The organism is Pedobacter sp. SG908 (assembly GCF_011759615.1).
Lineage (GTDB): Bacteria > Bacteroidota > Bacteroidia > Sphingobacteriales > Sphingobacteriaceae > Pedobacter > Pedobacter riviphilus.
The window spans coordinates 2,729,787-2,744,232 of record NZ_JAAOYY010000001.1 but is presented as its reverse complement, the minus strand read 5'-3'; the positions used below and the strand labels follow the sequence as shown (position 1 = coordinate 2,744,232).

Below are 14,446 nucleotides of genomic sequence, written 5' to 3'. Positions count from 1 at the left end.
CCTACAACGGTAATGCAACTACAATCAAGCGCTAACTAGAAAACCAATATAAAATGAATCAATTATTTATTAAATTTTTAAGAACAGCATGAAAAAGAATTCTATAATTAAAGGAGAACATATTTTTCTGTTGATGTTTCTTTCACTGCTTGTTTTCAGCGAATCTTTGTTTGCGCAGCAGCGCCAGATCGGCGGAAAAGTGACTTCAGCGGATGGGCTCCCTATACCGGGTGCAGTAGTAAAAGTTAAAGGAAAAACCGGTGGAACCGGAACGAGTAGCGAGGGTAAGTATACCATTAGTGCCCAGGATGGAGATATACTCCAGATTAGCTCTGTTGGTTTTGTAACTAAAGAAGTACCGGTTGGACAAAGTGCTACGATTAACATTAGTTTAGCTGAAGATAAACAGCAACTCGATGAAGTAGTGGTGGTGGGCTACGGTGTTCAGCAAAAGAAACTGGTAACCGGTGCCACCGTTCAGGTTAAAGGAGAAACGCTGCAAAAGCAAAGTACTACTAACGCACTGCAAGGCTTACAGGGGCAAACTCCCGGTGTACAAATCACCTCTACTTCCGGTCAGCCTGGCGAAAACATCAAGGTAACCATAAGGGGTTTAGGTACCATTGGCAATGCATCGCCGCTATATGTTGTAGATGGCGTGCTTACAGGTGATATCACTTATTTAAACTCATCAGATATTGAATCGATCGATGTTCTAAAAGATGCTGCATCTGCTGCTATTTATGGTTCACAGGCGGCTAATGGTGTTGTGTTGGTTACTACACGGCAAGGTAAACGCGGGCAGAAAGGGCAGATTACTTTTGATGCTTACGCAGGCGTACAAAACGTTGCAAAAAAAATAGAGTTGCTTGATGCTTCGCAATACGCAGCTATAATGAGCGAAGCTGCTGTAAACAGCGGCAAACAACCATTGTTTACCAATGATCAAATAAAAGCCTTTGGCAAAGGTACAAGCTGGATGGACGAGATGTTTGTAGACAATGCACTCACACAAAACTATGCACTTGGCGCATCGGGCGCATCTGAAACTTCAGTTTATTCATTGGGTTTGTCTTATACCGGGCAGGAGGGTATTGTAGGGGGTAAAGGCTTGTCTAATTACGAACGCTACAGCTTTAAAATCAATTCAGAGCATAATTTTTATAAAGATATCATCAAAATTGGTCAGCACCTTACCTATACAGATATTAACAATAACGGTATACTGGTTGGTAATCAGTATAATAATACGTTACGTGGTGCATTTAGTGCCAGCCCATTTTTGAAGATGTATGATGAGAATGGAAACTTCTTCGATAACAGCAAATCTACATGGAATAATGGAGAGGCAAATCCTTATGCATTGATGGTATATAACAGCCAGAACAAAAATAATACGCAGCGTATACTTGGTGATATTTATATGGTAATTGAACCGATTAAAAATCTGAAATTCAGAACCAGTTTAGGTATAGATTATAGTGCAAGTGAAAGCCGTTCTTATACCCCTGTTTACAGCCTTTCGGTTTACAGTTATAACCTTGTTAACAAAGCCAGCCAGTCGATGAATAAAGGTAAATCACTAATCTGGGATAATTTGTTGAGCTATAAATTTAAGTTAGGTAATGACCATACTTTTGAAGCTATGGTAGGAAGTTCCGCATACCGTGCAGATGGTTCCAGTATTTTTGGAACTAATACAAATTTGATTGCAGATGGTTTTGATTATGCCTGGCTAAGTAATGCAACGGGTAAAAACATAGCGGGTATCACTATTGGAGGCAGACCTAACGATCCTGATCGCAGGTTATCTTATTTTGGTAGGTTAAATTATAATTACAAAGAAAAATTTTTATTAAATACCACTTTTAGGGCAGATGGTTCTTCACGTTTTGGCCCGGCAAACCGCTGGGGGTATTTCCCTTCTGTTTCTGTAGGCTGGGTAGTAACCAACGAGAGTTTTATGCAGGGACAAAAGGATTGGTTAGACTTTCTTAAGGTCCGTGCCAGCTGGGGGCAGGTTGGAAGTCAAAATATAGATGCGTTTCAATATCTGGCACCAATTAAGCTGAATAATACCAATTATATTTTTGGTCCTACTGAGGGTGTGCTTACTCCTGGCGGCTACCAAGAAAGAATCAGTAATCCTGCTGTGAAATGGGAAACCTCCGAACAGACGAATATCGGATTTGATGCTAATTTTTTGCAAGGCAAATTTGCGTTGAATTTTGACTGGTATAATAAAACGACTAAAGATTGGTTAATAGCCGTACCGATTCTGGCCACAGCTGGCGCCAATCCTCCTTTTATTAATGGTGGTAACGTGAGAAATACAGGTATAGAACTGGCCCTTACTTATAAAAACAAGGTGGGCGAATTTAATTATTCTGTTGGTGTTAATGGCGCTTATAACAAGAACAAAGTTGAAAATATTCCTACTTCCGATGGAATTATTCATGGTGGAGAGAATGAACTGTTCAACAATGCACTTGAGTTCTATCGTGCTCAAACCGGTTTCCCAATTGGCTATTTCTGGGGGTTAAAAACAGCGGGTATTTTTCAGAACGAAGCCGAGGTTCAAAATTACAGATCTGCCAGTGGTAAGGTAATACAACCAACCGCTGCTCCCGGAGACGTTAAGTACGTGGATGTTAACGGAGATGGTATGATAGATAACCTGGATAGGGGCATGATTGGTAATCCGAATCCGAATTATACATTTGGTATCACACTTTCGGGCGATTACAAAGGCTTCGATTTTTCTGTTGTAGCTTCTGGCGTGGCCGGAAATGATATTGTTCAATCCTACAGAAATCCGTCTAGTCAGTTTGGTAATTATACCTCCCGAATACTCGATAGATGGCACGGAGAGGGCACATCGAACACCATTCCTCGCGTAACTGAAGACAACCGGAATTGGAGTAATTTCTCTGATCTGTATATTCAAAAAGGTGATTTTTTAAGGATCAGCAACATCACTGTAGGTTATAATCTTGGCAAAGTATTTAAAAAGAGCTACCTGAAACAGGTAAGGTTATATGCTGCTGCATTAAACGTTTACACCTTTACAAAATACGATGGAATGGACCCGGAGATAGGTTATGGTACTCAGGGATTCGCGTCTGGTATCGATTTGGGTTATTATCCAAGACCAAGAACGTTCATGATAGGAGCCAATCTTAAGTTTTAACTACAAGATCATAAAAATATGAAAACTATAAAAATATATGTTGTAGCACTGAGCCTTTTATCTTTAGGCGCCTGCAAAAAAAGTTTTCTGGATACTAAGCAAGTAACAGCAGTAACAGATCAAAATTTTTACAAAACACCAAAAGATGCATTTACTGCACTTGTTGGTTGTTATGATGGATTACAGGTGGTGTGGTCTGAGGGGATTGCTTTGCCCGTTGCAGCCGAAGTAATGTCTGACAATACTTTCGGTGCAACCGGAAATTCTGATGGTTTTGGTTACCAGATGATTGATGAATTTGATAAGTCGCGTTCGCCATCTGATCAAAATTTATATAATCGAAACTGGGTTTTGTATTATAGGGCGTTGTTTCGCTGCAACATGCTACTGAGTAAACTAGATCAGATAGAATGGGGTAGCGATACCCAGTTAAGAAAAACATACGAATCTGAGACCCGCTTTTTGCGCGCTTACCTGTTATTTGATATGGTTAGGCTTTGGGGTAACATTCCATTGTTAACGGCTCCATCTACCGAAAATATACCACAAAGTAATCCAGATGAAGTTTATAAGGTAATTGCCAACGATCTTAAATTCGCTGCAGCAAATTTACCGGAAGTTGCTTACCCGGCTCAGGCGGTAGCCAATCATGGTAGGGTTACCAGATATGCTGCTGAAGCCCTAATGGGTCGAGTATTCCTGTTTTATACGGGTTACTATGCAAAGGCAGATTTAGTTGGTGTTGTATCTAAACCAGAAGCCCTTGCATATCTTGAAGATGTAATTACAAAAGGGGGATATGGTTTAATTGAGAATTTTGCCAACCTATGGCCTGCTGCATCATTAACATCTTATGCAGGTGAAGATAATAAGGAAACCATTTTTGCAATAAAATATACGTATACAAGTGATTATGCTGGCAATACCGATGGCAACCATTGGATGGTAATGATAGGTATCCGTGAGCAGGCACTGTACCCATACGGAAACGGATGGGGTGCTGAAACCGTAAACCCTAAACTATGGAATGCATATCTGCCAACTGATACAAGGAGAGCAGGTTCTATCATTTCTATTGTTGATGAAAAACTCCCCTTCACTAATCAAAAAGGTCAAAGAGAATATACCGGCTACTATGTAAAAAAATACAGCCCAATGATCGGTTTAGACGGCAAGCCTCTGCCAGAGGCAAATGGTAATCCCAACTTCCAGATTGGTCAGTTCCAGGATTATGTATCTATCCGTTATGCTGATGTATTATTGATGGCAGCAGAGTTGGGAAGTGGAAATGCCCAAACCTATTTTGATGCTGTTAGGCAGCGTGCATATAAAGATGCATTTACACCGCTTGCAATAAGCCAGGATAACATCATTAAAGAGCGCAGGCTGGAATTTGCTTTCGAAGGAATACGCTATTATGATTTATTGCGCCAGGGAATAGATAAAGCGGCCCAGGAAATTGCCGAAACTTCAACCGTATTAAATGGTGGGGTAAGTACAGAGAAAAAAATATCTGCCGCAAATATCACGGCTACAAAAGGTTTGCAGCAAATACCATATACCCAGATCGGTCTTTCTAATGGAATGTTAAGACAAAATGCAGGCTGGTAACAGATCATTTGTTTTAATTATTAAGGGACATAACAAACATTAACCGGGGCCGTTTGGTCCCTAAAAAAATCAAAAATGGACAAATTCAAACAGATACAGGAAACGATCGCTTCAGTTGAGGCTGATGTAACGAAATTTTATAGCGGTGGAAATGGGGCAGCAGGTACTCGTGTGCGTAAAGTAATGCAAGACCTTAAAACTTTGGCTCAGGAGATCAGGGCCGAGGTTACTCAGAAAAAAAACAGCGCTAAATAAACAGGAGACTGTTTTGAGAAATAAGGCCACTGGTATAGATCAGTGGCTTTTTTTGTGTGCGCCCGGCACTAGCGTAAACGCTAACGTGAAAGTCAAATGAGCAACAAAAATGCGAAAAATAGTGGTAAACCTCCAAGAAATTTGTGAGTAAATATTGGTATAACTTATTTATAGTCAGTGTGTTGATTGTCTTAATTAATGATTGTTTCCTCAGGTAAAAATAGATTAATCAAGATAAATGGTCCAGCAGCTATTCGGGAATGCTGATCCATTTTAGAAAGTAACTCCAAGATTTAGCGATACCCCATGTGGATTTATATCTAAATCATTTAAACTCATCTTGTATCCTTTAAAACCGGCACCCAATAAGGCTTTTATTTTAGGTGTTAAACTAAATTTTGCCCCCAAACCCAAATAGGTATAAAAACCTGATTCCCGAACCTGTATTATTTCTGGCGGACCAAAATCATAAGAACTTTTATATCTATTTATAGAAATTCCTAATGATGTTTCGGCAAATGGGCTGATTTTTCCCAACGGTTTAATATTATACTTTAAGTTAGCATATATAGGAAAGAAGCGAAGATTTCTTAACGTGTAATGGTTGCTCTTGTGAAGAGAAGTACCCGCAAATTCAATCCCGACACCGGGCTCAAGGCCGTTTAGAAACAGATAATTAACCTTGATGGACCCGCCGTAAAAATAATTCCGATGTGTAGATTTTAGTATTTCAATGCCTGGTGTAATGTAAAAGTGCTTTGTTCTGTTTGAATTGATCTGTTGCGACTGGCCATAAGTGGCTGAGAAGATTAACAGTGCGCTTAGTAAGAGGTTTCTGATCATGCGTGCGTTATATATTCACTTAAGTTGTTTCACGGAACTGCTTCGGCTTAAACCATTTAGAATTAAAAATGGTAGACCTTTCGGTACTACCATTCCAAACAAACAGGATTATTGATGAGATTTTGGTAAGACCAGATGAAAAACTGATGGTACCAAAACTTCAATAGGATGTTTTAACTGTATTAATCTAATATTTAAAATAGTTTCTCTTTAAGTTCATCTGAATGACAACTTGGTCTTTAAAAAGTCCTAGCTTTTTCTGAAAAAAAAGAAATCCGTTTATTTTTCAGGTATAGAAAAGAGGTGGGACGATTGCTCGGTATTATGGTCGTTTTTTTTTGGTTTAAAGCAATAAAACACCAATTGAAAAAAATAATAGGACTTTTTCGAAGATGCCTTGTCATGAGATTGAAGAATGGCAATAGGATTTGATTGTCGGCGATATGGATACCTTTTTAGTACCATTTAACCAGGTTAAGCTGTCCTGACTGCAAAGTGCGGTGGTGCGGAATTTTGATATGTTAGCCTCTTGTCAAGTTATTAGGCTGCATATCGCCGCCCTGCCGCTTTTTATGACAAGTCATTCTTTTGAGTAAATAATATTTATTACTATTCAAGATTTCTTTATACCACCGGATAATATGCACGATTTGAGCCAGATAGTCCAATATTCCAAAGCTGTACTTATGCGCAGATCAGAAATAACATTGATCTTTTTCATATTTGTTATACATACGCAGTGCATTGCTCAAAATATCAATACGTTAAATATCAATTTGAAAAGTGAAAAAATTCAAGCCCATAATGCACAATCCAATCTCAATATTCCCCCGGAGCTCGTAAATTCTTTAACAATACCCTGGTCTTGTTGGAAACAGCTGCCTTCGGAGACCGTGAGCTACCCGGCCCATAGCGGCACCAATAAGCAATGGGCTACAGATGCCCAACTGGGAAAAGGAATCGTTATCGCTTCTGAAGAAGTGCGAGAGTATTTTGCCAAGAATGTTTGTAGTGATAAAAAGCCAATCTTAAGGCGATGGAAAAGTGCTGGCCCCATCCAACAAAGACCAAGTTTCCTTTCTCTTGATATGAATGCAGTATTGCTTACCAACAGGCCATTGGACAATACTTCTGCTGAAGGTGCGGTTGCTTTTACAAGTATCGGCTGGGGCATGGAAGGAGCCTGGTTTCCGATCAAAAACTATGGCTTTGGAGGAGGATTAAATTCAGCCGTATTTTCCAACGTTGCCACCATATCCGATTTAAACCAGAACACCCATGGTCAGCAACTCGAGATGTTTTCTGCTGAAGTTGGCCAGTATTTTAGTTTTCCTTTACCACAGAACTGGTTTATTACAGGTAAACTATTAACGGGTATTTCCTCAATGACCAGGCAACGATTTCTTGTAGACGAGAAAACTGACAACCACGTATTTCAATCCCCGAAAATGGTTGTGCGATACCCATCAAATGTTGCTGTAAATTGGACTTTTGGCGTAGGGGCTCATAAAATGATTGCTAAGAATGTAGCTTTAAAAGCGCAAGTGACCTACGCTATATCAAATCATAAACTTCTGGTTGAGCGTGGAACTCCGGGCCAACCAATATCTTTGGATGGTAAAACTGAAAAAGTCGCCTTAACCAGCGACCGACTGTCCGTAGGATTGGGATTATCTGCTTTTCTATGGTAGTTTATCAATGCTGTCTTGATCTTGATTGATAATCATCTCTAAGACCAATTGGCGGCTTATGGTATTCAACGCTGTGTACGCTCTGTAGTTAAGCCTTTTTATGATATGGAAAGGCAACCATGGTATATGTTATTTCTGTGTGTTAGCTCAATGTGATGTAAATCAGAGGTTTAAGGTTTGTGTTATGGAGTCGTTGAATAACCTGGTGGTGCGCGTGATGCGAACAAGGGGAGTAGATTTTTATTCAATAATTAACCCTGTCATTTACAACTGCCTAAACAATGTCGTCATTACTGACGATTTTTCGGGGAGATCAATAGCCGTTAAATGCTACAATCATTCATGTTGATTTTAGTGTCGAATGTAAAAAATCTTCATGCCAATTTATTGGCTACACGGATTTTCTAATCCAGCCAATTTTTTCGTCAGCCTGGAATTGGGACTTTTTGGGTTACTTCTTGTCATTTGTACAGGAGATTATAGATGAATAAAAAAATAAAACAAACAGGGCTTTTAATAATAGCGGTTATGCTATTGATCCTCTCAGCTGAAAATACAAGGGCACAGCAAAAACAGTTATCAGGTATAGTTATCGATAAATCTACAAAAGAGCCCATTCCATACGCAACAATCAATATTGTTGATGAAGTTAACCGGGGTGCCAGGTGTGATAGTGCCGGCCGTTTCGGTATTGGTTTTTCTGGCCAGGTAAAAAGTATCAGGATAAGTGCAATCGGATTCAGATCGGAAGTGCGCTCCATCAGCACTCCAATTAATCTTTTAACCATTGAACTTGAACCAAATAATAAAATGGACGAAGTAACGGTTAAAGCAACACGCATCAAATACCGCAACAGAGATAATCCGGCTGTAGAATTGATTCAGCGCGTCATCAATGCCAGGGAAAAAAATAATGCACGGGTTAGCCCAATGTATACGCAAGCGGTGTACGATAAGCTTTCCATGTCATTGGCGTTAAAAAATGATGCTGTTGAAAAATCCAGGTTACTGAGAAAGTTTTCGTTTCTGAAAAATAATATGGACACAGCACTACTTCCGGGAAGGACTTTGGTACCTGTTTTTTTAAAGGAGGTTTCGCTGAAAGAAAATTACAGCAATGGGAAGCCGGTAGCGAGTAAAGTTGTTGCCATGCAGGAAAATAGAATTGACCAAAAGTTTGATGAAGACGGTTTTGATGAGTTTATGGACAAGATATACAGTAAGCCTGATCTCTATGATCATGATATTCAGCTTGGAAATAGGCAGATTTTGAGCCCGATAGCTGCAGAAGCACCAACATTTTATAAATACTTTATTATCGATACGATAAAAAACACGAAACCTTGGCAGGTACAAGTCCTCGTTTCTCCAAGAAACAAAGAAGACGCTTTGGCAACAGGTTTATTGTTTATTGATTTGGATGGTAAAGATGCCGTTCAACGAGCGGAATTGAAAATAAACGAAAAGGCGAATATAAATTGGGTTGATAATGTAAAATTTGATATCCTTTACCAGCAGTACACAGACGGACGGTACTACCTATCGAAAAGTACCATGTCTTTGAACCTGGGCGTATTTAAAGAGGGAATGAATGTTTTCGGAATGAGGACCTTGATGATGAGTGATTTCAGTTATAAACATGGAGATCTACCAACGAGCACAGTAAAGGCCAATAAAAGAACTTTGCCTCAAATGAATGTTCCTTCTTTCGATGCCTTAAGACCCGAGAAACTATCTGCCCTTGAACAGACAAGTTTTAATAATGTCGACAGCCTAAAAAACAATGCTGCCTTCAATAGGACTATGGATATCGCTTCACTTCTTTTTTCGGGTTTTATTAATTGTGGTAAAGTTGAATTAGGGCCTCTAAATTCGCTGTATAGCTTCAATAGTTTGGAAGGAAGCCGTTTTCGGATAGGGGGACGGACGACGGACGCTTTTAGCAGGAAAATTGTTTTTGATGCCTACGCCGCCTATGGTACCACCGATAAGCGGTTTAAATACAAGTTCGGAACAACATTTTCATTAACCGATCACTCCATTTATACCTTTCCTGTAAGGTCATTAAACATTCAATATGCATTTGATACTGAAATTCCGGGACAACAACTCAGCAACGTATCTGATGACAACGTATTGCTTTCTATAAGAAGGGGAGTCAACAATAAAATGTGGTATAAAGGCAAGTTCTCCGCTGAATACCTGCACGAGTTTGAAAATCATCTTTCTTTCAAGATTGGTGTTAACAGACAGACATTAACACCTATGGGAAGTCTCAATTTTGATTCGCCCACACAATCTTACCGTTCTTTAACCACCTCAGAGGTAACGGGTGAGGTTAGATGGGCGCCAAATGAAACATTTTTTCAGGGGAAACGCTACCGTCGCATCATCAACAATGGGTATCCGATTTTCTCGTTGAAAGCCGACATTGGATTTAAGGGTGTTTTCGGTAGTTCATATAACTATCAGCGTTTTACATTCAATACCTCTAAACGCTTTTTTCTCTCCCAATTGGGTTATTCGGATGTGCAGCTTGAAGGTGGTGTAACTTTTTGTAAGGTTCCTTACCCACTTTTAAATATACACCGGGCCAATCAATCATTTATGTATCAATTTTCCTCCTATAACTTAATGAATTTTATGGAATTCACGAGTAATAAATATGTTGGAATTAACATACAACACCAGTTTAATGGTTTTTTTCTGAATAAGATTCCTTTGCTTAAAAAACTTCAGTTAAGAGAAGTAGTATCGTTTAAAGTGCTGAAGGGTTTTTTGGACAGCTCCAGCGATCCTTCTGTTCATCAGGATTTATTTAGATTCCCTGCCCACAATTCGAATGGTCAGTTTTCAGGAAGATTGGGAAATGCGCCATACATGGAAGCGAGCATAGGATTGGGGAATATTTTTAAAGTACTTCGCGTGGATTATGTGCGCAGATTAAATTATCTGAACAATCCGAACGTCTCGCCGTGGGGAATCAGGGCGAAGCTTTCTTTTGATTTTTAACCCCTTCAGGTTAAATATTTAATACAACGTTTTTTGATTTTATCTTCCAGCTGGTAGACTTTTTACCAGCTGGATTTTTAAGAGCTCATATGATGAGGGAATAGGGGTTGCATGACCACGTAATAAATGTACCAACTCTTATGCAATTGTAACTAGGCTAGCTGCCATGCAGGGCACATCTTTTTAGGAACATTCGTGCATGATGGTAAATAATCAATGACATATTTTAAAAAAATGGTCATCATCTTGACAGAAATACTGTGGAATACCTGTCCGTACAGGCGGGGAGAGACCTATCCTGTGTGAAGGACCCTGATACGGGTTCAGGGTGATGATATCCGGTAAAGATCTATCCAGGCGGATCTTGCTTCGCAGAGATTCCAGTTCTCCACTACGGACGGAACAATCCTTCTATACCTGTCATCATCCATCCGATGTATTTGAAAAATTTTAATCGCTAACATTAACAGACTTTAGCAAAATCGTCATCAATTGCGGAGAGAAACAACAGCCTGTCCGACCCCCTCAGGAAAGCAATCATTCATGCTGGCAGCGACCTATATTATAAGGATTACTTTCTCGAAAATCGGGGAAGGCTAAAGCCTTATACACGGTTGGTTAAGATTATCAATCACTGGAAAACGGTAATGAAGCCTCTATCGCTTGCAGCTTTATATGTTTATATGGCACTGTGCAAGGGTAGTGATTATTTCCCATTTGCAAGTCTTGAATATATCGTCGGAAATCCTGTGTTCCTCAATAAGGGTGACGGTCGGCTGGTACCTCCATCACCTTTTTTATCGCCTTAGGCAAAAGAATCAGGTCGCATGCATTTTCATACACTAAAAATCTGTCCTCCCATAGTGGATCAAATTTGTCTTTAAACTCTCTAAGTCCCTGCCAAGCCCTAATCTGTGGCGCGTTTTTCCGAAGCAGCTCCATGAGTTTTCCTTTGAGGTTATTTGTACGGAGTGCTCCAGAGAAGGGAGCTAGCCCCATATTTAAGTGGCTATAACCTTGTTCTCTACAGTATTCTATAAATTTCAGGATCAATATATCAATATTGCCACCCTCTTCCGGAGTGAGTTTCCTGATCAGGTCGTAGGTGGTCTCGCCAGGAACATAATCGGGAATTACATTAAGGAATGCAACAATTTTACCTTTGGCGTTTTCTAAGACGATTATGTCCTGAAGCTTTAATTGGCTGGCTATAAATGTTCCCTGCGAAAATCCGCGCTCTCTTCTACCTGTGGTGGCCAGCCAATTATCCGAAATAGTCTTCAATTCATCGAGTATAGCATCCGAAATTGGTGCATGATATATTTTAGGTTCGTAACCTTCCCGCTTCAGTTTATTAACCGTGTTCCTCAATGCTTTGCGGTTTTTCCCTTCCAGGGTAAATTTTCCAATGTCAATCAAAGCTTCCTGGCCAATGTGGAATGACTTTTTCCCCATCTCTACCAGTACAGCCTGCAAAGAAGGATTTACCTGGTAGTAAGCCGGACGGATGCCTTTGGTTTTACAGAAGTTTTCGAATTCGACGATAGCCTTACGGATATTATCAGGTTGTTTTTCACAGACCGGTCCTTCCAGTACAATTGCGTATCCGGAAGATATACCAAAAGCAAAGAAACCTTCAACCTGCTTACAAAAATAATAATGCTTATCATCCGACAATTTGAAGTAGTCTACCGGAGACAGGCCATGTCTGTTCACAATATTTTTTGCTTCCCTCGTGTTTTTTGCCAAACGTTCAAGACTTGGCGTTTGGGGCTTCAACCATCTGTAAACCAGTAGGACCAGGAATATAATCCCGAGTATATTTAACGAAGATAAAAATGATGTACCAAGGATGCTCCATGGCTGTATGTTTTCATTGTTCAGCAGTAGAAAATGCTTTATACTATTTGTCAGTGCGGTAGCTAAAGTAAACTCACCATCAATATGTCTGCCTTGCAGGAAATAAAATCCCAGGGTTCCGTAGCAAATGATTGCCAGAAAAATAGAGGTCCAAATAGCCAACTTGCTGTTTTTTAGGTTAATATTACTCTTGACATCGTAATATGGGTAAGATATCAGTAGAAATATCATTACAATAAGGGCGAGCAATGACTCCTCATAATCAAAACCCTTTGTTAGGTTGCCGAAAAATGATAAGGCGACCATGATAAAAGCCATGTACCAGGCGCTTTTAACACCGAGAAATAAATAGTAAGTGCTGATAGTAAGTAACACACCCAGTAACAAAACCATGCCATTGGACAGGTCTACAGTAATGAGGGGAATAAACCTATCTAACACTTCAATACGTTCGGTAAGAGCAGGACTCATTACGGAAATAATATTCACCAAACCCAGTATTAAAACGAATAATGCTGGTAAAAGCCGGGCCCAAAATGCCATCTTTTTAAAAATGAAAGGAAAGATGCTGGCAATAAGCGGCAACCAAAACTCAAAGGCACGGTACAACAGGGTAATTGATATTGCTTGCGACTCTTTGATTCCGGCTCCCATAAAGACCATAACCATTGATATTTCGACCGTCCCGATACCTTTTAATACCGGCGAGAAGCAATATAAAAGTGTTGCTATAGTATATGCCCAGATGCATATACTCAGGTTTGGCTCAATACCTAGCGCCAACATGGCAATATATACATGGGCAATCCCGACAATTTCAGTCAGCAGGGCAGTAAACAATGGTCTCCACCAGTTTACTTTTGAGGCTTTGAGCAAATCGATTTGTGAAAGCAAATTTTCTACAGAAGGAAAAAACCTGTACAATATATTAAAAACGGCTCCCCGCCGTAAAAATGACCAGGTAAGAATGCCTATTAATGCAGTCGACAGGCTCATCCATGAAACTGATTTCCAGAAAGTTGATGTTGCCTGGCCCACAAAATGATACCAAATGATAACCGGGATAGCCAGTAACAATAATGAGGCAATACCAGCAACTGCATAGATGATTGACCCCATATTGATCTTTTCTCTGCTAAGTTTGTCCACTTTTAATTCATCCGAAAAGAACGCCAGTGAAGTGAAGCCGCCCGCAGGAAGAATAATGCTCAGCAAGTTTCGTTTCAGGTATAAACCAACAGCACCCTGTAAATCTACCTTGATACCCAGGGCACGAAAACTGCTTACATACAGGTATCCTTGAAGGTAGATATAGATGAAGCTTAAGCTAAGGCCAATAATTATCCACAGGTTAAGCGTAGTCAAAAGGTCAATAGATACTTTGATTTCATGCCTTTCGTGAATGAAGAATATAGCTAACATCACCAAGGTGGCGACGGCAAATAATGTTTTAAAAAATATCTTGTACCCTTGATAATTTACTTTACTGATCATACGGATGCGCGGCCTATAAATGTTTTCTTTAATGACAACTGCTTTCTTAAAAGGTCCCAAGGTTTAACCGGGCACCATTGGCATGTTAATATTTGCATTTTAACCCACTGTAAAGCAAAGTTTATGATAACGCTGTAGTGCTGATGTTAAATTGTTTGCTAACGGTAAGCTGTTAAATGAGTATAAGGCCGGAATTGGGACTTTTGAGAAATTGGTTGTCACTATGGTATGATAGATCACAATAGCTCACCAAAGAAAAATCGTATACTAATTTCTGTTTGTTTTTTTACTTTGCTTGTAGGGTTTCTTTCATCCTGTAGCCCGATGAGTGAAATTGCGAAAGAAAGAGTGTCGAAGCCTGATACAAAGTTTAAAATCTGTGCGATAAGCGGTAGAATAGGTAGATACCGGTTGGTAACGGTAATGGATGACCGTAAAAACTATTATAGTTGGATGGCCAAGGATTTTCCATACCACCTAAAGTCAGGTG

At 39.7% G+C, this 14,446-nt stretch carries 7 protein-coding genes; 5 read left to right on the top strand and 2 right to left on the bottom strand.

Annotation, left to right across the window (positions count from 1 at the left end; translation table 11 throughout):
- Window positions 1-88 precede the first annotated feature (88 nt).
- From FHT21_RS11200 to FHT21_RS11190, 3 genes are all read left to right on the top strand, one after another.
- The gene (locus FHT21_RS11200) at window positions 89-3,190 is read left to right on the top strand and encodes a TonB-dependent receptor (RefSeq protein WP_167294751.1); all 3,102 of its coding nucleotides are present in this window, start codon (window positions 89-91) and stop codon (window positions 3,188-3,190) included.
- A gap of 18 nt (window positions 3,191-3,208) precedes the next feature.
- Window positions 3,209-4,801 (top strand): RagB/SusD family nutrient uptake outer membrane protein, encoded by a 1,593-nt coding sequence (locus tag FHT21_RS11195; RefSeq protein WP_167294750.1) that lies wholly within the window; start codon window positions 3,209-3,211, stop codon window positions 4,799-4,801.
- Window positions 4,802-4,876: 75 nt separating this feature from the next.
- On the top strand, window positions 4,877-5,056 hold the full coding sequence (locus tag FHT21_RS11190) for a histone H1 (protein ID WP_167294749.1): 180 nt from the start codon (window positions 4,877-4,879) through the stop codon (window positions 5,054-5,056).
- A gap of 273 nt (window positions 5,057-5,329) precedes the next feature.
- On the opposite strand, the gene FHT21_RS11185 is transcribed toward FHT21_RS11190, so the two are convergent.
- Complete coding sequence (locus FHT21_RS11185) at window positions 5,330-5,899, bottom strand: outer membrane beta-barrel protein (protein ID WP_167294748.1); 570 nt, start codon at window positions 5,897-5,899, stop codon at window positions 5,330-5,332.
- 776 nt (window positions 5,900-6,675) lie between these two features.
- Here FHT21_RS11185 and FHT21_RS11180 point away from each other — a divergent pair.
- A complete protein-coding gene (locus FHT21_RS11180; RefSeq protein ID WP_167294747.1) occupies window positions 6,676-7,590 on the top strand; it encodes a hypothetical protein in 915 nt (304 codons plus the stop codon).
- A 483-nt stretch (window positions 7,591-8,073) separates the two neighbouring features.
- Window positions 8,074-10,602, top strand: coding sequence for a DUF5686 family protein (locus FHT21_RS11175; RefSeq protein ID WP_167294746.1), 2,529 nt, complete (start codon window positions 8,074-8,076; stop codon window positions 10,600-10,602).
- A gap of 756 nt (window positions 10,603-11,358) precedes the next feature.
- Here the strand turns inward: FHT21_RS11175 and FHT21_RS11170 are convergent.
- Window positions 11,359-14,016, bottom strand: coding sequence for a phosphatidylglycerol lysyltransferase domain-containing protein (locus FHT21_RS11170; protein ID WP_167294745.1), 2,658 nt, complete (start codon window positions 14,014-14,016; stop codon window positions 11,359-11,361).
- Between the last annotated feature and the right edge of the window lie 430 nt (window positions 14,017-14,446).

Excerpts from the sequence above, each read along its gene's own strand:
- FHT21_RS11195 (WP_167294750.1), top strand. The coding sequence starts at position 3,209 with ATGAAAACTATAAAAATATATGTTGTAGCACTGAGCCTTTTATCTTTA.
- FHT21_RS11185 (WP_167294748.1), bottom strand. The coding sequence starts at position 5,899 with ATGATCAGAAACCTCTTACTAAGCGCACTGTTAATCTTCTCAGCCACT.
- FHT21_RS11175 (WP_167294746.1), top strand. The coding sequence starts at position 8,074 with ATGAATAAAAAAATAAAACAAACAGGGCTTTTAATAATAGCGGTTATG.
- FHT21_RS11190 (WP_167294749.1), top strand. The coding sequence starts at position 4,877 with ATGGACAAATTCAAACAGATACAGGAAACGATCGCTTCAGTTGAGGCT.
- FHT21_RS11200 (WP_167294751.1), top strand. The coding sequence starts at position 89 with ATGAAAAAGAATTCTATAATTAAAGGAGAACATATTTTTCTGTTGATG.